Below are 17554 nucleotides of genomic sequence, written 5' to 3' on the forward strand. Positions count from 1 at the left end.
CGGGCTGATCGCCGCGGCGCTGTGGCTGGTGCTGCGGCCGACGGCCGTGGCGAAACCTGGACGTTAGTCCCGCAGCGAGGGTGGGGCGGTCGGCAGTCCGCCCGCACCGTCCAGCAGCCAGCGCCGCACCTGTGCGACCGATTCGGGGTGCCGCTGCTTGCGGGGGTGCACGAGGTAGTAGCCCGCGCCGGTGCGCAGGGCCTCGGGAAAGGCCAGCACCAGCCGCCCGGCCGCCAGATCGGGCGCCACGAATTCCTGCTGGGCCAGCGCCAAGCCCTGCCCCATGGCGGCGGCATCGATGGCGAGCGTGGTCTGGTTGAAATGCAGGGCGCGCGCCGCAGGCGCCCTGGCCTGCGGCGCGCACTGCTCGAAGTAGGTCTCCCATGGCGACTGCGCATCGTGCAGCAGCACCTGCGCGATGCCATCGCCGGCCCGCCCGGCCTGCGCGCTCCGTTCTCCCCACCGCGGGCTGCAGACGGCGACCAGGCATTCCTCGAACAGCAGATCGGCGGACAACCCGGGACCGAACGGGGGCCGGCCATAGCGCACGGCCAGGTCCACCGCCTCGTTGTGGAAGTGCGCCAGCCGCTCCGTGGCCAGGATGCGCAGATCGACGCCTGGGTGCTGGCGCGTGTAGCCGTCGAGCCGCGGGATGAGCCATTTGGTGGCGAAGGTGGGCGTCACGCTCACGGTCAGTCGCAGGGGCTGGGGGACCAGGCTCTCCGTGGCCTGGGCCAACAGTTCGAAAGCCCGCCGCACGCCGACGATGTAGCGCTGGCCGTTGGACGTGAGCGCCAGCGCGCGGGGCAGGCGCTCGAAGAGCTTCAGGCCCAGTTCCGCCTCCAGGGCCCGCACCTGCTGCGCCACGGCGCCTTGCGTCACCCCCAGTTCCAGCCCGGCCAGCCGGAAGTTGAGGTGGCGGCTCGTGGCCTCGAAGGCACGCAGGGCATTGAGCGAGGGCATGCGCCCGAGGGGTTGCGTCATGGGTACAGATTTTCTACTGATTCGAGACAGGCGATCTGCCGGGCTCCATACCCCCGAAACGCCTGGGCTGTCGAACAATCTGCAGGTGCCACTGGCGGCACGCAAGGACCGACAAATGGCAGTAGAAAAAGTGGCGCTCATCACCGCCGGCGGCAGTGGCATGGGGGCGGCGGCCGCACACCGGCTGGCCGCCGATGGCTTTCGCATCGGCATCCTTTCCTCTTCCGGGAAAGGGCAGGCGCTCGCCGAGGCGCTGGGGGGCGTGGGGGTCACCGGCTCCAACCAGTCGGTGGAGGACATCGGGCGGCTGGTGGACCTGGCCCACCGGCGCTGGGGCCGCATCGACGTGCTGGTCAACAGCGCCGGCCATGGGCCTCGGGCGCCATTGCTGGACCTGTCCGACGAACAGTGGCTCGAGGGCATGAACACCTACCTGCTGAACGTGATCCGGCCCACCCGCCTGGTGGCGCCCCTCATGCAAAGGCAGGGCGGCGGGGCGATCGTCAACATCTCCTCGGCCTGGGCACTGGAGCCCAGTGCGCTGTTCCCGGCGTCGTCCGTCATGCGCGCCGGGCTGGCCTCGTTCACGCGCATCTTCGTCGACAGCTTCTCAGCCGACAACGTGCGGATGAACAACGTGCTGCCCGGCTGGATCGACAGCCTGCCCGTGTGGGAAGAGCGGCGCACCGCCGTGCCGCTGCAGCGCTACGGCACCGTGGAGGAAGTCGCCGCCACGGTCGCCTTCCTGGCCTCCGACGGGGCGGCCTACATCACGGGGCAGAGCCTGCGGGTGGACGGCGGGCTCATGCGCGCGCCGTGATCCGTCCGGGCCCTTCCACGGCCACGGCGGCGGCCCTATGATCCGCGCACCGGGAACACAGCCTCCCGTCCCGCCCCGGGTAGACGGTGTCCCGTCCAAGTGCTGGCAGCTCTCATGGAATCGATCATGGACACCGCCTTGCCCGACGACGCCGCATCGGCACGCCCCCACCCGCTGCCACTCTCCGTGGCCCTGCTTTTCTGGCTGAAGCTCGGCTTCATCAGCTTCGGCGGCCCGGCCGGGCAGATCGCCCTCATGCATGCGGAACTGGTGGAGCGCCGCCGGTGGATCTCGGAAAAGCGCTTTCTCCACGCCCTGAACTACTGCATGCTGCTGCCCGGGCCCGAGGCCCAGCAGCTGGCCACCTACCTCGGCTGGCTGCTGCACCGGACCTGGGGCGGCATCCTCGCCGGCACGCTGTTCGTGCTGCCGTCGCTGGGCCTCCTCATCGGGCTGTCCTGGCTCTACATGGCGCATGGGGACATGCCGGTGATCGCCGGGGTGTTCTACGGCATCAAGCCGGCCGTCACGGCGCTGGTGGTGCAGGCGGCCTGGCGGATCGGAGGCAGAACGCTGAAGAACCGCTGGCTGTGGGGCATCGCGGTGGCCGCGTTTGTAGCCATCTTCGCGCTGCAGGTGCCGTTTCCCGCGATCGTGCTGCTCGCGGCGTTGGCCGGCCATGTGGGCGGCCAGGTGTCGCCGCAGGCTTTTTCCGCCGGTGGCGCCCATGGCGCGGCAACGGCATCGGCCGGGCCGGCACTGATCGACGACGACACGCCCGCGCCGCCCCACGCCTTGTTTTCGTGGACGCGGTTTGCCAAGGTGCTGCTGGTGGGCGCGGGGTTGTGGCTGCTGGCGCTGGGAGGGCTCTGGGCGCTGTTCGGATGGCATGGGGTGCTGACCCAGATGGGGTGGTTCTTCACCAAGGCCGCGCTGATGACCTTCGGCGGCGCCTACGCCGTGCTCCCCTACGTCTACCAGGGCGCGGTCGACCACCACCATTGGCTGAGCGCCACGCAGATGATCGACGGCCTGGCGCTGGGCGAGACCACGCCCGGCCCGCTCATCATGGTGGTGTCGTTCGTGGCCTTCGTCGGGGGATGGACCCATGCCCTCTTCGGGCCCGGATCGCTGTTCCTGGCAGGCGCCGTGGCCGCCACCGCGGTGACGTTCTTCACCTTCCTGCCCTCGTTCGTCTTCATCCTGCTGGGCGGTCCGTTCATCGAGTCCACCCACGGCAACCTGAAGTTCACCGCGCCGCTGACCGGCATCACCGCCGCCGTGGTCGGCGTGATCGCCAACCTGGCGGTGTTCTTCGCCTATCACGTGCTGTGGCCGCAGGGCCTGGGAGGCCGCTTCGACGCCGCCTCGGCCGCCATCGGCGTGCTGGCCGCGGTGGCCCTGTTCCGGCTCCGATGGGGTGTGATTCCGGTGCTGGCGCTCTGCGGACTGCTGGGCGTGGCGTGCCGGCTGTCGGGGGTGTGACAGGCCTTGGAAAATGCCGTGGCGGATGGCAAGAGCCACCGCCACTACCCAGCGCAGCCCGGACCAGCCAATTGCCCCACGGCGGATGAGCGGGTCATTGAACTCCGCACAGCCGCTTGCGGAGCGAGACGCGGCATCTGCTACTCGGGGTTCACCATCTTGATGGCACGCGTGCCGATTTCGGCTCCCGTCACCGCATCGATGGCGACGGGCTGGATGTCGGTTCCGTTCTCGGCATCCAGGAAACGCACCAGTTGGCCTGCGCCCCGGTGCTTTCTCCCCCACGCGCCAATCATGAAAAGCACCGGCAGGTAGTCGCGCCCCGCTTGGGTCAGAACGTATTCCTCGCGGGGCGGACGCTCGGAGTACTGCCGCTTTTCCAGCAACTTTTCGTCGGTCAGTGTCGCCAAGCGCTTGGTCAGCATGGTGGGCGCAATCCCAAGGCTCTTCTTGAACTGATCAAAGCGTGTCAGTCCGGAATTGGCGTCTCGCAGGATCAGCATCGTCCAGGCGTCACCCAGGACATCCAGGCTGCGCGCGATCGGACAGGTACTTTCGGAAGATTTTTTGATGTTCATATCGTTTTAGTATTGACTCACTATTTAATCGATACTAACATGCGGGCCATCGCCAGTCCATCCCCTCACGTGTCTAGAAGGAATCCATGTTCAGCACCGTTTTGTATTGCACAGGTCACGCAGTCGCCTTGGGGCTGGGGCTTCATTCCACCACCCGATGAATTCGCGTCCCTTGCCCATTCTTTAGCTCCGCATATCCCTTTCAGAAAACATCACCCATGAAAAAGACTGTCTTGATTACCGGCGCATCCTCCGGCTTCGGTTTGCTGCTCGCCAACCAGCTTCAACAGCAAGGCTTCAATGTGATCGGCACCAGCCGCGAGCCTGAAAAGTACGCGGGCAAGGTGCCTTTCAAAATGCTGCGACTGGACATCGATGATGACGAATCCATCCGGCGATTCACCGACCAGCTGTTTGCCCACACCCAGCAACTGGACGTATTGGTCAACAACGCGGGCTACATGGTCACCGGCTTGGCCGAAGAAACCTCGGTGGCCGTGGGCCGTGACCAGTTCGAAACCAACTTCTGGGGCACGGTCAAGGTCACCAACGCCTTGCTGCCCCATTTCCGCAAGCAAAAGCGGGGGCAGATCATCACGGTGAGTTCCATCGTCGGCCTGATCGGCCCACCCAACCTGTCTTATTACTCCGCATCCAAACACGCGGTGCAAGGGTTTTTCAAATCCCTGCGGTTCGAATTGGACCCGTTCAATATCAAGGTCAGTATGGTGGAACCCGTCTGGTTCAAAACCAATCTGGCCCACAACGCCGTTGCGGCCAACACGGCTCGCATCGCTGACTACAACGCCTACCGCAGGCAGGCCGATGCAGCGACGCAAAAGGGCATTGACGAAGCCGAAGCACCCGATGCCGTGGTGCAGACCATTACCCGGTTGATCGGGACGAAAGAGCCCAGGTTCAGCAACCCGGTGGGGAAGATGACCGGAATGATTCTGTTCCTTCAAAGCTACCTTCCGAAAATTTTCGAAGGCGCGATTTTGAAAAGCGTGAAAACCACAGCGTGACACTGGAAAAACCGGGGTTTGGCAAACCAACCGAAAACACACCATGAAATATTTTCTCTGCAAATTCATTCCTCCCCGCGCGGATTTTCTCCCCACGATGTCTGCCGATGAGCAGGAGGGAATGAAGCAACACGGGATGTACCTGGACAAGCTGCTCGCTCAAGGGCTGATCGTCGCCCATGGTCCCGTGATGGACCCTGCGGGGGGTTATGGCGTATCGCTCTTTCAAATCGCCGACGACCAGGAAATCACCGCACTCACCTCCGGGGACCCGCTGATCCGACAAGGAATCGGCCATTACGAGCACCACCCCATGCTCCATTTGAAAACCCGCGCTTGATGCGGCCCCACCCATTCCTTGATTGATTTGGAGAACCTCAAATGTCTTATTCCCAATTGCATGCCATGTCGTCCATGAAGACCGCCCAGAACCCATCGGGAGCACGCCGCGGCATGCTCCCGGCAGCCGCTGCGGTGCTGGCCCTTGCCATGTCCTTCGCGGTGCCATCCCAAGCACAGGAAGGCGCGTCCAGGCAACAAGGATTGTCCCGTGCCGAGGTGATCGCGGACCTCGCCCTGTGGCGCCGTTCGGGAGCCGATCGGTATGAAGAGTTGTCGCGTTCGTATGGGCTGGACACAAAGGCCTACGAGGAGGCCTACCAGGAATACCTGCGCCTTCGCAGCAGCGACGCGTTCCAGTCGGAAATCCAGAAGGCCACCGACAAAAAGTGAGCCGCAGGGCATGTCAGAGGGTGGCGCGGGCATGGCAAGGGCTCCGTCCGATCACCCCTGGCGAGAGGCACGCCTCAACCCGCCAGCCATTCCTTCGCAGGCGCCACCTGCATCTGCGGCGGGATCGCCACCCCGTTGCGGACACTCAACACCTCGGCCATGACGCTCACGGCGATCTCCGCCGGCGTCTTGCTGCCGATGAACAGGCCGATGGGCCCCTTCAACCGCGCCAGCGCCGGTGCGTCCAGGTCGAAGTGCTCGGCCAGCCGCTGGCGCCGCGCTGCGTTGTTGCGCCGGCTGCCGATGGCGCCGACATAGAACGCATCGGTCTTCAGCGCCTCCAGCAGGGCGAGATCGTCCAGCTTGGGGTCGTGCGTCAGCGCGATCACGGCGCTGCGCCGATCGGGGCGGAAGGCCAGCACCACGTCGTCGGGCATGCCATCGGCCAGCGCGGTGCCGGGCACCGACCACGCGCCGCGGTACTCCACCCGCGGGTCGCACACCGTCACCGCGAAGCCGTTGAAGCCGGCCATGGTGGCCAGGTATTCGGCCAGTTGCCCCGCGCCGATCAGCAGCATGCGGTACTGCGGGCCGAAGGTGCTGTCCACCGTTTGCGCATCCGCATGGAAGGCCTGCGCGCCGCGGGCCTCGGACAGAGTGACCGCCCCATCGGAGAGCCGCACGCTGCGGCGCACCAGGCAGCCCTCGGCCAGCGACTCGACCAGGGCCTGCAGCGAGTCGAGCGCCGGATCGCGCTCCACCAGCAACTCCAGCGTGCCGCCGCAGGGCAGTCCGAACCGGTGGGCCTCATCGGCGGACACGCCGTACTTCAGGAGCACCGGCTTCGCCGGGTCCCGGGGCAGGGCATCGTCCCGGCCGGGCGTGCAGCACCGGGCGATCAGGTCGTCCTCGATGCAGCCGCCACTGACGGAGCCCACGACCGCGCCGCGGTCCGATAGCGCAAGAATGGAGCCCACGGGCCGGGGCGACGAGCCCCACGTCCGCACCACGGTGACGAGCCAGCCGTGCCCCCCCGCGCGGCGCCAGTCGAGCAGGGTGTGCAGCACCCGGAAATCGAGGTTGTCCACGGCGCGTTCCCTCCGACGTCAGGCCTGGGCCGGCAGGTGCGGCAGCAGCTTGTCCAGGGTGATGGGGTAGTCGCGCACCCGCGCGCCCGTGGCGTTGTAGACCGCGTTGGCCACGGCGGCGCCGACGCCGCACAGGCCCAGTTCGCCCACGCCCTTGGCTTTCATGGGCGAGGAGATGGGGTCGGTCTCCGGCAGGAAGATGACCTCCTGGTGCGGGATGTCGGCATGCACCGGCACCTCGTAGCCGGCCAGGTCGTGGTTGACGAAGAAGCCCCGGCGCTTGTCCACGGCCAGCTCTTCCATGAGCGCCGAACCCACGCCCATGGTCATCGCGCCGATGACCTGGCTGCGGGCGGTCTTGGGGTTGAGGATGCGGCCCGCCGCGCACACGGCCAGCATGCGGCGCACCCGCACTTCGCCCGTGTCCACCGCCACGCCCACCTCGACGAAATGCCCGGCGAAAGTGGACTGCTGGTACTGCTTGTCGAGGTCGCCGTATTCGATGGCGTCCTCGGCCACCAGGCCGGCCTCACCCGCCGCCTCGCCCAAGGGCACCGAACGCCCCGCCGCGCGCACCATGCCATCGGCGAACACGGCATCGGCCGGCGCCACGCCGAGCTTGCGCGCGATCGTCTCGCGCAGCTTCATGCAGGCCGCGTACACGCCGGCCGTCGCGTTGTTGGCGCCCCACTGGCCGCCCGAGCCGGCCGAGGCCGGAAAGGCGGAATCGCCCAGGCGCACGTCCACCTGCTGGAGCGCGACGCCCATCACCTCAGCGGCCGTCTGGCCCATGATGGTGTAGCTGCCGGTGCCGATGTCGGTCATGTCGCTCTCCACGGTCACGCGCCCCGTGCGGTCCAGGCGCACGCGCGCGGCCGACTTCATCAGCAGGTTGTTGCGAAAGCCCGCGGCCAAGCCCATGCCGACCAGCCACCGGCCCTCGCGCCGCTGGCCCGGTGCCGCGCTGCGCTGGCTCCAGCCGAAGCGCTCCGCGCCCAGGCGCAGGCACTCGACCAGCTGGCGTTGCGAGAACTTGCGGCCCGGCTTTTCAGGATCGGTCTGGGTGTCGTTAAGGACGCGGAATTCGATGGGGTCGATGCCCAGCCGCTCGGCCATTTCGTCCATGGCGATCTCCAGCGCCATCAGCCCGGGCGCCTCGCCGGGCGCGCGCATGGCATTGCCCTCGGGCAGGTCCAGCTGCGAGATGCGCAGCGCCGTGTAGCGGTGGGCACCGGCATACAGCAGCCGTGTCTGCGCGATGGCGTCCTCGGGGTCGCCGCCGGGCAGATTGCCGGACCAGCTTTCATGGCCGATGGCGGTGATCCGCCCGTCCTGGCCCGCGCCGATGCGGATGCGCTGGATGGTCGCGGGCCGGTGCGTGCCGTTGTTGGCCATGAGCGGGCGCTGCATCGCCACCTTGACCGGCCGGCCTGCCGCGCGCGCGCCCAGCGCGGCCAGCACGGTGTCGGCCCGCAGGAAGAGCTTGCCGCCGAAGCCGCCGCCGATGTAGGGCGACACCAGCCGCACCTTGTCCGGCGCCAGGCCCAGGGTCTTGGCCAGGTCGCCCGCGGTCCAGGCGATCATCTGGTTGGACAGCCACACCGTGAGGTGGTCGCCCTCCCAGGCCGCCAGCGAGGCGAAGGGCTCCATCATCGCGTGGGTGTGGTCGGGCGTGGTGTAGGTGACATCCAGCCGCACCGGGGCCTCGGGATAGCGGCCGGCGAAGTTGCCGAACGCGCTCTCGGGCTTGGAGGACTTGGGCACGGTGGCGGAACCACGCTCGGCCGCCAGGTCGAACGCGCCAGGCGTGCTGACGTAATCGATCTTCAGCAGATGCGCCGCGGCGCGGGCCTGCTCGAAGGTTTCGGCCACGACCAGCGCGACGGCCTGGTGGTAGTGCTCGATGCCGCTGCCGCCCAGCAGGCGGGCGACGTTCATCTTGCCCTTGCCGAGCTTGCCGGCGTTCTGGGCATTGACGATGGCCAGCACGCCCGGCGCGGCGCGCGCGGCGGTCAGGTCCATCGAGGCGATCCGCCCCTTGGCGATGGACGATCCCACGATGTAGCCGTACGCCTGGCGCGCCACGACGTCGTGCTGTTCGTAGGCATAGCGCGCCTGTCCGCTGGTCTTGAGCGGGCCGTCGATGCGGTCCAGCGGCTGGCCGACCACCTTGAGCTGGTCGATGGCATTGTGCGAAGCCGGGGTGTCGAATTTCATGATTGGCCTTTCGCCTCGGCCAGCACGCCGGCGAGCGTGCGCTCGACCAGGGCCACCTTGAATGCGTTTTTCGTGGGTGGGGCGCGCCGCGCCCAGCAACTGCGCCGTGGCGGCCTGCGCGCCTTGCGGCAGGGCCGCGTCCGCCGACGCCATGCGCCAGGGCTTGTGCGCCACGCCGCCCAGGGCGACGCGGCCCGTGCCGTCCTTTTGCAGCACGGCCGCCACGGAAATGAGCGCGAAGGCGTACGAGGAGCGGTCGCGCACCTTGCGGTAGATGTGGGTGCCGCCCACGGGCGCGGGCAGCGTCACGGCGGTGATGAATTCGCCGGCGTCGAGCGCGGTCTCGATGTGCGGGGTGTTGCCCGGCAGCCGGTGGAAGTCGGCGATGGGAATGCGGCGTGGCTGGCCGTCCGCCCGCACCGTCTCGACCACCGCATCCAGCGCCCGCATGGCGACGGCCATGTCGCTCGGGTGCGTGGCGATGCAGGCCTCGCTCGCGCCCACCACCGCATGCTGGCGCGTGACGCCGCCGATGGCCGCGCAGCCCGCGCCCGACTGGCGCTTGTTGCACGGCATGTTGGTGTCGTAGAAGTAGGGGCAGCGCGTGCGCTGCAGCAGGTTGCCGGCGGTGGTCGCCTTGTTGCGCAACTGGCCCGACGCACCGGCCAGCAGGGCGCGCGACAGCAGGCCGTAGTCGCGCCGCACGCCGGCATGCGCCGCCAGGTCGGTGTTGCGCACCAGCGCACCGATCCGCAGGCCGCCCTCCGGCACGGGCTCGATGCGGTCCAGGCCCAGGCCGTTGATGTCGATGAGGTGCGTGGGCGCCTCGATCTGCAGCTTCATCAGGTCCAGCAGGTTCGTGCCGCCGGCGATGAACCGGGCCTGCGGGTTGCCTGCGGCGGCGGCTGCGGCGGCCTGCACCGAGGCCGCGCGTTCGTAGGTGAATGGCTTCATGCAGCACTCCCGTTCGTGGTGGCCACTTCGGTGATCGCATCCAGGATGTTGGAATAGGCCCCGCATCGGCAGAGGTTGCCGCTCATGCGCTCGCGGATCTCGTCGGCCGAGAGCAGGGGCTGCGCCGTGAGGTCGCCGCTCACATGGCTGGGAATGCCGGCCTTGATTTCCTGCAGCACCCCCACGGCCGAGCAGATCTGGCCCGGCGTGCAGTAGCCGCACTGGTAGCCGTCGTGCTTGACGAACGCGGCCTGCAGCGGGTGCAGCTTCTGCGGCTGGCCCAGGCCTTCGATGGTGGTGACCTGCGCGCCCTCGTGCATCACCGCCAGGGTCAGGCAGGCATTGATGCGGCGGCCATCGACGATGACCGTGCAGGCACCGCACTGCCCGTGGTCGCAGCCCTTCTTGGTGCCGGTGAGGTGCAGGTGCTCGCGCAGGGCGTCGAGCAGCGTCGTGCGGGTGTCCAGCGACAGCGTGTGCTGCTGGCCGTTGATGGTCATGCGCACCGGCATGGCCGTCTCGCCCTGGGGCGCCAGCGCGCCGGACTTGGCCGGCAGCGGCGCCGCGGTGCGGGCGGCGGCCCCGGTGGCGGCCACCGCAGAAGCCGAGGCGGCCCCCACGACGAACAGGTCTCGCCGGGTCAGCGCTGGGTCGGAGAAGTTTTGCATCGTGGGATCCTTTATGGGGGAAGGGGCGGGGGAGCCCTCTGGCCACTCGCCGGGGTGCGGGAGCGCGTGCGCGGGCATGTCTTTGCAAGCCTAACCCAATCCATCTTGCGCAGACGCCAAGGAGAAGGTTTGGAGGCCAACGCCGCGTCCGCTTGTCAGCCACCGGTGGCGCGGCAGGCGATCGGCAGGCCGTACCCTTCGATGTCCGTCCATACCGATGCCGGGCGAATCGCCGTCCTCGCCCGCGTGTCGCGCATCCCCTACACGGCCTGACATGCCCTCTCGTCATAATGGCCGCCATGCCGAACCGCTGGAAACCCAACGTCACCGTGGCCGCCGTCATCGAACAGGACGGCCGCTTCCTGCTGGTGGAAGAAGACACGGCCGACGGGCTGCGGTTGAACAACCCGGCGGGCCACCTGGACCCGGGCGAGTCGCCCATCGACGGCTGCGTGCGCGAGGTGCTGGAGGAAACCGCCTGCGACTTCACCCCCACGGCACTGGTGGGCGTGTACCTCAACCGCTTCACGCGCACCCGCACGGGCGACGACATCACCTACCTGCGCTTTGCCTTCGCCGGCTCGGTGGGGCCGGTGCATGCCTGGCGCACGCTGGACGACGGCATCGTGCGCACCGTGTGGATGACGCTCGACGAGATCCGCTGCTGCGCGGACCGCCACCGCAGCCCGCTGGTGATGGAGTGCATCGAGGACTACCTGGCCGGCAAGCGCTACCCGCTGGAGCTCATCCACACCGACGCCAGCGTGCTGCAGCCGCGCTGACCCGGGCGGGCCGCACGGCGCCCGCCACCGCCGCGTTTTGGCCCGTATCGCCTCCATGCCGTCGGATTGATTGCCCTTGTTGCTATTAATTCAATAGCACAACAGATCCGGCCGGATCGCATGCCCCGCGGCGCACCTGGCGTTCTGCCGGCACGCCCCCGGCCGCGGCGGCATAAAAAATACAATTCCGGCCATGACAGCAACCCCCAAGCACCGCGTCGTCGTCGGCCTGTCCGGCGGCGTGGATTCCGCGGTCACCGCCCATCTGCTGAAAGCCATGGGCCATGAGGTCGTCGGCATCTTCATGAAGAACTGGGAAGACGACGACGACAGCGAATACTGCTCCTCCAACATCGACTTCGTGGATGCGGCCGCCGTGGCCGACGTGATCGGCATCGAGATCGAGCACGTGAACTTCGCCGCCGAGTACAAGGACCGCGTGTTCGCCGAGTTCCTGCGCGAGTACCAGGCCGGCCGCACGCCCAACCCTGACGTGCTGTGCAACGCCGAGATCAAGTTCAAGGCCTTCCTGGATCACGCCATGCGCCTGGGCGCCGAGAAGATCGCGACCGGCCATTACGCGCGGGTGCGGCAGAACCCGGGGAGCGGCCTGTTCGAACTGCTCAAGGGCCTGGACCCGTCCAAGGACCAGAGCTATTTCCTGCACCGCCTGAACCAGGCGCAGCTGTCGAAGACGCTGTTTCCCGTGGGCGAGCTGCACAAGACCGAGGTGCGCCGCATCGCCGAAGAGATCGGCCTGCCCAATGCCAAGAAGAAGGACTCCACCGGCATCTGCTTCATCGGGGAGCGGCCGTTTCGCGAGTTCCTGAACCGCTACATCGCCCATGCGGCGGGGCCGATCCAGGACGAGCGCGGGCGCACGCTGGGCCGCCACCAGGGCCTGAGCTTCTACACGCTGGGCCAGCGCCAGGGCCTGGGGATCGGCGGGGTGAAGGAAAAGGGCGCGCAGCGGGGCAGCGGGGACCACGCCCCCTGGTTCGTCGCGCGCAAGGACCTGGACAAGAACGTGCTGCGCGTGGTGCAGGGCCATGACCACCCCTGGCTGCAGTCGCACACGCTGCAGGCGGGCGATGCGAGCTGGGTGGCCGGCGCGCCGCCCGCCGCCGGCCTGCTGGCGGCCAAGACGCGCTACCGCCAGGCCGATGCGCCCTGCCGCATCGATCCGCAGGCGGACGGCGGCTTCGCGCTGGAATTTCCCGACGCGCAGTGGGCCGTCACCCCGGGCCAGTCCGCCGTGCTGTACGACGGCGAGGTGTGCCTCGGGGGGCGGCGTGATCGCGTCGGCCACCACCGTCGCCTGACGGGCCCGCCGCACGCATGGCCCCGCCGCGCATTCCGCCGATCCAGGGCCTGCTGGCGTTCGAGGCGCTGGCGCGGCTGCGCAGCGTGACGCACGCGGCCGAGGAGATGAGCGTGACGCCGAGCGCGGTGAGCCACCGCATCCGCCAGATGGAGACGCTGCTGGCCGTCAAGCTCTTCGCGCGCGGCGATTTCAGCCTGACGCCCGCCGGCGCCGCCTACCTGGAGCGGGTGCGCGAGGCCATCGCCGCGCTGCAGCACGTGCCCGGCACCCTGGGCGTAGGCCAGGCGACGCGCCTGCGCCTGGGCGTGACGCCGACCTTCGCGCGCCAGATGCTGCTGCCGCGCATCGCGCAGTTCCGCCACGCCTACCCGGACATCGAGCTGCAGCTGCAGGTGTCGCTGCCGGTGCACCACATGATGGCCGAGGAGGCCGACGTGGAGGTGCGCTTCGGCACCGGGCACTTTCCCGACCGCGAATCGGTGCAGCTCTTCGCCGACCGGATCACGCCGGTGTGCAGCCCCGAATACCTGGCCGAGACCGGTCCGCTGGACGGCCTGGCGACGGACGAGGCGGCGGCGCGCGTGCGCTTCATCCGCTGCGCGCTGGAGCCCTGGCGCACCTGGTTCAAGGCCGTGGGCATCGCCCAGCCCGAGCCGGTGGTGGGCAGCCAGTTCAACGACCTGGGCATGGCCTGGGACGCGGCGGTGGCCGGCTTCGGCGTGGCGCTGCTGCGCCTGCGCGCGGGCCAGCCCTGGCTGGAGAGCGGCCAGCTCGTGCGCCTGTCGCGCGACAGCCTGCCGTCGCCGCACGACTATTTCCTGTGCTGGAAGGCCGGCGCACTCGAGCGCTGGGAGTGCGCGGCCTTCGTGGACTGGCTGCGCCAGGCGCTGCACGACGGCCCCTGATGGACGCCGGGCGCTCCGGGACAGCGGGGTGCAGCCCCTGCGGGCGCAGCGGCTGACACGGAACTGACACGGTTTGAAAAGCCTTCACGCGGGCCGCGAAGGTTTTTCACGCCGCGCTCTCCGCAAATTTCTACAGTGGGCCGGCGCAGGTCCCGGCAGAGGGCCGCGGCACGGGGCCCCGCGGTCCGCACACCGATAGAACACCGGAGACAAACCCATGACCTGGCAGCAAATCTACGACCCGTTCGGCAACATGATCATTTCCACCGCGCTGGCCGCGATCCCGGTGGTCGTGATGCTCGCCGCGCTGGGCTTCTTTCACATCAAGGCGCACATCGCGGCCGGGCTGGGCCTGGTCGCGGCGCTGCTGGTGGCCATCTTCGCCTACGGCATGCCGGCCGACATGGCCGGGCGCGCAGCGCTGTACGGCGGCTTCACCGGCCTGCTGCCCATCGGCTGGATCGTGCTGAACATCATCTTCCTGCACCAGCTGACCGAGCAGAACGGCAGCTTCAAGGTGCTGCAGGATTCGCTCTCAGGCATCACCGGCGACCGGCGCATCCAGCTGCTGCTGATCGCCTTCAGCTTCGGCGCGTTCTTCGAGGGCGCGGCGGGCTTCGGCACCCCGGTGGCGGTGACGGCGGCCATCCTGATCGGGCTGGGCTTCTCGCCGCTGGCCGCCTCGGGCCTGTCGCTCATCGCCAACACGGCGCCGGTGGCGTTCGGGGCGCTGGGCACGCCGGTCATCACGCTGGCCAAGGTACACGGCTACGACCTGATGGAGGTGACGGCGATGGTGGGGCGGCAGCTGCCGTTCTTCTCGCTGCTGGTGCCGTTCTGGCTGATCTGGGCCTTCGCGGGCCGCAAGGGCATGTGGGAGATCTGGCCCGCCATCCTGGTGACGGCGGTGTCCTTCGCCGTGCCCCAGTACCTGGTGTCCAACTTCATCGGCCCCGAACTGGTGGACATCATCGCCGCCATCGTCTCCATGGCCTCGCTGGTGGCCTTCCTGCGCGTGTGGAAGCCCAAGACGGTGTGGACTTCGGCCTCGCTGCGCGGGCGCGACGTGAGCGCCTCGGAGGCCAAGCCGCCCCAGCCCGTCACCGCGCACAGCCGCGCCGCGCTGGTGGCCGCCTGGACGCCCTGGGTCATCCTGTCGGTGTTCGTGTTCATCTGGGGCCTGCCGTCGGTCAAGGCCTGGCTCAACGGCCTGTTCGCGCCCGCCTTCCCCATGGCCGGCCTGCACAACCTGATCGAGAAGGTGCCGCCCGTGGTGCCCACGCCCACCAAGGAGGGCGCGGTGTACACGCTGAACCTGCTGTCGGCCACCGGCACCGCCATCCTGCTGTCGGCGGTGGTGAGCGCGTTCTTCATGAAATACAACCCGGTCGCCATCGCGCGCACGTTCTTCAAGACGGTGTGGCTGGTGCGCTTTTCGCTGCTGACCATCGTGCTCATGCTGGCCCTGGGCACGCTCACGCGCTATTCGGGCACCGACACCACGCTGGGGCTGGCGTTCGCCAACACGGGCGTGTTCTACCCGTTCTTCGGCACGCTGATGGGCTGGCTGGGCGTAGCGCTCACCGGCTCGGACACGGCCTCGAACGTGCTGTTCGGCGGCATGCAGAAGGTCGCCGCCGAGCAGTTGGGCCTGTCGCCCAACCTCATGGGCGCGGCCAACAGCTCGGGCGGGGTGATGGGCAAGATGATCGATGCGCAGTCGATCGTGGTGGCATCGACGGCCACCCGCTGGTTCAACCACGAGGGCGACATCCTGCGCTACGTGTTCTTCCACTCGATCGCGCTGGCCTGCCTGGTGGGGCTGTACGTGACGCTGCAGGCGTATGTGTGGCCCTTCCACCTGATGGTGGTGCACTGAACGGGCCGTGGAACGGCGGCGGCCTCCACGTCAGGCGCTTGAAGCCTTTTGGGCCGCAACCGCATGTTCCACTAGGGCATACCGCTATATTTTTAATAGCAAAACAGAAAGGGGCGCACGGGCGCCCCTTTTTTGTTTTTTTGCTGCGTTGCCGCGCCGCGTCAGCCGGTGCGCTTGGCGTCCGGGTCGCTCGGGCCGTTGCGGTCGGAGAGCATCTCGGCCGGTGGCTCCAGGTCGCCGCTGTCGCTGCCCTCGGCCTCCCAGGTGCCGCCGTCGCGGCCGGTCTTGCCGCGGGGGTGGGCCATGTCGGTACCGTCGTCGAAGTTCAGCGGGCCGCCGCTGCGCGGGTCGTCGAAGGCCTGCACCGAGATGTCCTCGATGCCGTCCGAAACGTCCTGCTCGGCTTCCAGGTGGTCGTTGATGTCGTCGCCTTCCGGCATTTCGGCCGTGGGATCGTCGGTGGGGTCGATGGCGGTGTCGGGAACGATGGGGGTGCGCATGGCGGGCTCCTTGGGTCGGTCGGTGGGGACGCGGTCCGTGAAACGGTGCGCCGGATGCCCACAGCTTCGCCCCGTGCCAGCGCCGGGGCAGTGGGCCCGGCACCTGTTACCGGGTAGGAGCGATCCCGCACGGCCCGACAACGCCCGGGCTCAGGCGGCCGGCGGCGTCCCGAACGCGTTCAGCGGAATGCGCAGGTAGGCGATGCCGTTCGCCTCGGGGGGCGGCAGTTGCCCTGCGCGCACGTTGACCTGCAGGGAGGGCAGCAGCAGCGCCGGCGCGCCCAGCGTGGCGTCGCGCGCACGGCGCAGGGCGACGAAATCCGCCTCGGCCACGCCGCCGCCCACGTGGATGTTGTGTTCGCGCTGCGCCTGCACCGTGGTCTCCCATTGCGGCGCGCGCCCGGCCGGAGGGTAGTCGTGGCACACGAACAGGCGCGTGTCGCCCGGCAGCGCCAGCAGCCGCTGGATGGAACGGTAGAGCGTGGCCGCATCGCCCCCGGGAAAGTCCGCCCGCGCCGTGCCCACGTCGGGCATGAAGAGCGTGTCGCCCACGAAGGCCGCGCCGTCCACAAGGTAGGCCATGTCGGCCGGCGTGTGCCCTGGCACCCACAGGGCCGTGACGGGCGTGTCGCCCAGCCGCAGCGTCTCGCCATCGCGCACCAGATGGTCGAACGGGCTGCCGTCCGCCGCGCCGGTCTCGGCGGGAAAGAGCCGGCCGAAGGCGGCCTGCACCGCGCGGATGTGCTCGCCCACCGCGATGCGTCCCCCCGCCTGCGCCTTCAGGTACGGCGCGGCCGACAGGTGGTCGGCATGCACATGGGTCTCCAGGATCCACTGCACCGTGAGCCCCCGCTCGCGCACGCAGGCCAGCACCGCATCGGCCGAGCGGGTGGCGGTGCGGCCCGCGGCGGCATCGAAGTCGAGCACCGGATCGATGATGGCCGCGCACCGCGTCGCCAGATCCCACACGAGGTGGGTCACCGTGCCCGTGGCGGGATCGAAGAACGACTGCAGGGAAGTGGTACGGGGCATGGCGGGCGGCCTTTCAGGCGGTTCAGCGGACAACAATCTTTCCACAGATATTATGTGGTTTGATATATTGAATCCAACGCCGACCTTTCGGTGGCCTTGTGACGGCTTTTGCATCGATCTTCCCATGGACCCCACCCCCATCGACCCCGAGCGCCTGCGCCAGGCGGCCAGCCAGGCCGTCTCGGCCCTGAAGGCCCTGGCCAACGAAGACCGGCTGCTGCTGCTGTGCCAGCTGTCGCAGGGCGAGCAGTGCGTGGGCGACCTGCAGGCACGTCTGGGCATCCAGCAGCCCACGCTGTCGCAGCAGCTCGGCGTGCTGCGCACCCAGGGCGTAGTGGAGACCCGGCGCGAGGGCAAGAACATCCACTACCGCGTGGCCGACGCCGCGCTGCTCGAGATCCTGGCGGTGCTGTACCGCCTGTATTGCCCCAAGGAGTGAACCCCATGGCCATCGACTGGAACGCCTTCACCCCCGGCACCGCGTTGGCGGGCGGCGCGCTCATCGGCCTGGCGGCCGGGGGCTTTTTCCTGCTGGCGGGGCGAATCGCCGGCATCAGCGGCGTGGTGGGCGGCCTGCTGCG

General features: G+C 68.6%; 17 protein-coding genes and 2 pseudogenes. 11 read left to right on the plus strand and 8 right to left on the minus strand.

Translation table 11 applies throughout. The annotated features are described in order from the left end of the window. Window positions 1–63: 63 nt before the first annotated feature. Window positions 64–984, minus strand: a complete 921-nt coding sequence (locus AC27IQ_RS09540; protein ID WP_487089322.1) for a LysR substrate-binding domain-containing protein — start codon at window positions 982–984, stop codon at window positions 64–66. A 115-nt stretch (window positions 985–1099) separates the two neighbouring features. Between AC27IQ_RS09540 and AC27IQ_RS09545 the strand changes: the two genes are divergently transcribed. Further along, window positions 1100–1804, plus strand: a complete 705-nt coding sequence (locus AC27IQ_RS09545) for an SDR family oxidoreductase (protein WP_284430523.1) — start codon at window positions 1100–1102, stop codon at window positions 1802–1804. 126 nt (window positions 1805–1930) lie between these two features. Continuing rightward, window positions 1931–3289: a chromate efflux transporter gene (gene chrA, locus AC27IQ_RS09550; RefSeq protein ID WP_487089323.1), complete on the plus strand. Its 1359-nt coding sequence runs from the start codon at window positions 1931–1933 to the stop codon at window positions 3287–3289. 140 nt (window positions 3290–3429) lie between these two features. On the opposite strand, the gene AC27IQ_RS09555 is transcribed toward chrA, so the two are convergent. Beyond that, entirely contained in the window at window positions 3430–3867 is a 438-nt protein-coding gene (locus AC27IQ_RS09555) for a winged helix-turn-helix transcriptional regulator (protein ID WP_284430521.1), read from the minus strand. 218 nt (window positions 3868–4085) lie between these two features. Here AC27IQ_RS09555 and AC27IQ_RS09560 point away from each other — a divergent pair, with 218 nt between their 5' ends. From AC27IQ_RS09560 to AC27IQ_RS09570, 3 genes are read left to right on the plus strand one after another with little or no spacing between them, the layout of a single operon-like run. Next, window positions 4086–4892, plus strand: a complete 807-nt coding sequence (locus tag AC27IQ_RS09560) for an SDR family NAD(P)-dependent oxidoreductase (RefSeq protein WP_487089324.1) — start codon at window positions 4086–4088, stop codon at window positions 4890–4892. 43 nt (window positions 4893–4935) lie between these two features. Next, window positions 4936–5232, plus strand: coding sequence for a YciI family protein (locus AC27IQ_RS09565; protein WP_487089325.1), 297 nt, complete (start codon window positions 4936–4938; stop codon window positions 5230–5232). 41 nt (window positions 5233–5273) lie between these two features. Next, the gene (locus AC27IQ_RS09570) at window positions 5274–5624 is read left to right on the plus strand and encodes a DUF4148 domain-containing protein (RefSeq protein WP_487089326.1); all 351 of its coding nucleotides are present in this window, start codon (window positions 5274–5276) and stop codon (window positions 5622–5624) included. A 74-nt stretch (window positions 5625–5698) separates the two neighbouring features. Here the strand turns inward: AC27IQ_RS09570 and AC27IQ_RS09575 are convergent, their stop codons facing one another. The 4 genes and pseudogenes from AC27IQ_RS09575 to paoA form a co-directional block, all read right to left on the minus strand. After that, complete coding sequence (locus AC27IQ_RS09575; RefSeq protein ID WP_487089327.1) at window positions 5699–6712, minus strand: XdhC family protein; 1014 nt, start codon at window positions 6710–6712, stop codon at window positions 5699–5701. 18 nt (window positions 6713–6730) lie between these two features. After that, complete coding sequence (paoC, locus tag AC27IQ_RS09580) at window positions 6731–8929, minus strand: aldehyde oxidoreductase molybdenum-binding subunit PaoC (protein ID WP_487089328.1); 2199 nt, start codon at window positions 8927–8929, stop codon at window positions 6731–6733. Then, window positions 8926–9883: pseudogene (locus AC27IQ_RS09585) on the minus strand (FAD binding domain-containing protein). Before AC27IQ_RS09585 ends, paoC begins: the two are co-directional and overlap by 4 nt. Beyond that, entirely contained in the window at window positions 9880–10551 is a 672-nt protein-coding gene (paoA, locus tag AC27IQ_RS09590) for an aldehyde dehydrogenase iron-sulfur subunit PaoA (protein WP_487089329.1), read from the minus strand. The pseudogene AC27IQ_RS09585 and the gene paoA overlap by 4 nt, the downstream one beginning before the upstream one ends. A 299-nt stretch (window positions 10552–10850) precedes the next feature. Here paoA and AC27IQ_RS09595 point away from each other — a divergent pair, with 299 nt between their 5' ends. The 4 genes from AC27IQ_RS09595 to AC27IQ_RS09610 all read left to right on the plus strand — a co-directional run bounded on the left by AC27IQ_RS09595 (window position 10851) and on the right by AC27IQ_RS09610 (window position 15441). Beyond that, on the plus strand, window positions 10851–11333 hold the full coding sequence (locus AC27IQ_RS09595; RefSeq protein WP_272566313.1) for an NUDIX hydrolase: 483 nt from the start codon (window positions 10851–10853) through the stop codon (window positions 11331–11333). A gap of 193 nt (window positions 11334–11526) precedes the next feature. Continuing rightward, the gene (mnmA, locus tag AC27IQ_RS09600) at window positions 11527–12744 is read left to right on the plus strand and encodes a tRNA 2-thiouridine(34) synthase MnmA (RefSeq protein ID WP_487089330.1); all 1218 of its coding nucleotides are present in this window, start codon (window positions 11527–11529) and stop codon (window positions 12742–12744) included. Further along, on the plus strand, window positions 12672–13562 hold the full coding sequence (locus AC27IQ_RS09605) for a LysR substrate-binding domain-containing protein (RefSeq protein WP_487089331.1): 891 nt from the start codon (window positions 12672–12674) through the stop codon (window positions 13560–13562). The genes mnmA and AC27IQ_RS09605 overlap by 73 nt, the downstream gene beginning before the upstream one ends. A gap of 217 nt (window positions 13563–13779) precedes the next feature. Continuing rightward, complete coding sequence (locus AC27IQ_RS09610; RefSeq protein WP_487089332.1) at window positions 13780–15441, plus strand: L-lactate permease; 1662 nt, start codon at window positions 13780–13782, stop codon at window positions 15439–15441. Between the two features lie 161 nt (window positions 15442–15602). Here the strand turns inward: AC27IQ_RS09610 and AC27IQ_RS09615 are convergent, their stop codons facing one another. Together AC27IQ_RS09615 and AC27IQ_RS09620 are read right to left on the minus strand one after the other, a co-directional pair. Beyond that, on the minus strand, window positions 15603–15941 hold the full coding sequence (locus tag AC27IQ_RS09615) for a serine/threonine protein kinase (RefSeq protein ID WP_284397368.1): 339 nt from the start codon (window positions 15939–15941) through the stop codon (window positions 15603–15605). A gap of 150 nt (window positions 15942–16091) precedes the next feature. Continuing rightward, window positions 16092–16973, minus strand: a complete 882-nt coding sequence (locus AC27IQ_RS09620) for an MBL fold metallo-hydrolase (protein ID WP_487089333.1) — start codon at window positions 16971–16973, stop codon at window positions 16092–16094. A 124-nt stretch (window positions 16974–17097) separates the two neighbouring features. On the opposite strand from AC27IQ_RS09620, the gene AC27IQ_RS09625 reads away from it, so the two are divergent. Then, window positions 17098–17412 (plus strand): ArsR/SmtB family transcription factor, encoded by a 315-nt coding sequence (locus tag AC27IQ_RS09625; RefSeq protein ID WP_487089334.1) that lies wholly within the window; start codon window positions 17098–17100, stop codon window positions 17410–17412. Window positions 17413–17417: 5 nt separating this feature from the next. Beyond that, window positions 17418–17554, plus strand: a pseudogene (locus AC27IQ_RS09630) (YeeE/YedE family protein); the annotation flags it as partial.

The organism is Acidovorax sp. KPB24-07 (assembly GCF_057543315.1).

What these genes read in the sequence shown, in the direction of transcription:
- chrA (WP_487089323.1), top strand. Translation starts at nt 1,931, where the DNA reads ATGGACACCGCCTTGCCCGACGACGCCGCATCGGCACGCCCCCACCCG.
- AC27IQ_RS09610 (WP_487089332.1), top strand. Translation starts at nt 13,780, where the DNA reads ATGACCTGGCAGCAAATCTACGACCCGTTCGGCAACATGATCATTTCC.
- paoA (WP_487089329.1), bottom strand. Translation starts at nt 10,551, where the DNA reads ATGCAAAACTTCTCCGACCCAGCGCTGACCCGGCGAGACCTGTTCGTC.
- AC27IQ_RS09615 (WP_284397368.1), bottom strand. Translation starts at nt 15,941, where the DNA reads ATGCGCACCCCCATCGTTCCCGACACCGCCATCGACCCCACCGACGAT.
- paoC (WP_487089328.1), bottom strand. Translation starts at nt 8,929, where the DNA reads ATGAAATTCGACACCCCGGCTTCGCACAATGCCATCGACCAGCTCAAG.
- AC27IQ_RS09595 (WP_272566313.1), top strand. Translation starts at nt 10,851, where the DNA reads ATGCCGAACCGCTGGAAACCCAACGTCACCGTGGCCGCCGTCATCGAA.
- AC27IQ_RS09565 (WP_487089325.1), top strand. Translation starts at nt 4,936, where the DNA reads ATGAAATATTTTCTCTGCAAATTCATTCCTCCCCGCGCGGATTTTCTC.
- mnmA (WP_487089330.1), top strand. Translation starts at nt 11,527, where the DNA reads ATGACAGCAACCCCCAAGCACCGCGTCGTCGTCGGCCTGTCCGGCGGC.
- AC27IQ_RS09620 (WP_487089333.1), bottom strand. Translation starts at nt 16,973, where the DNA reads ATGCCCCGTACCACTTCCCTGCAGTCGTTCTTCGATCCCGCCACGGGC.
- AC27IQ_RS09605 (WP_487089331.1), top strand. Translation starts at nt 12,672, where the DNA reads ATGGCCCCGCCGCGCATTCCGCCGATCCAGGGCCTGCTGGCGTTCGAG.
- AC27IQ_RS09555 (WP_284430521.1), bottom strand. Translation starts at nt 3,867, where the DNA reads ATGAACATCAAAAAATCTTCCGAAAGTACCTGTCCGATCGCGCGCAGC.
- AC27IQ_RS09570 (WP_487089326.1), top strand. Translation starts at nt 5,274, where the DNA reads ATGTCTTATTCCCAATTGCATGCCATGTCGTCCATGAAGACCGCCCAG.
- AC27IQ_RS09540 (WP_487089322.1), bottom strand. Translation starts at nt 984, where the DNA reads ATGACGCAACCCCTCGGGCGCATGCCCTCGCTCAATGCCCTGCGTGCC.
- AC27IQ_RS09560 (WP_487089324.1), top strand. Translation starts at nt 4,086, where the DNA reads ATGAAAAAGACTGTCTTGATTACCGGCGCATCCTCCGGCTTCGGTTTG.
- AC27IQ_RS09545 (WP_284430523.1), top strand. Translation starts at nt 1,100, where the DNA reads ATGGCAGTAGAAAAAGTGGCGCTCATCACCGCCGGCGGCAGTGGCATG.
- AC27IQ_RS09625 (WP_487089334.1), top strand. Translation starts at nt 17,098, where the DNA reads ATGGACCCCACCCCCATCGACCCCGAGCGCCTGCGCCAGGCGGCCAGC.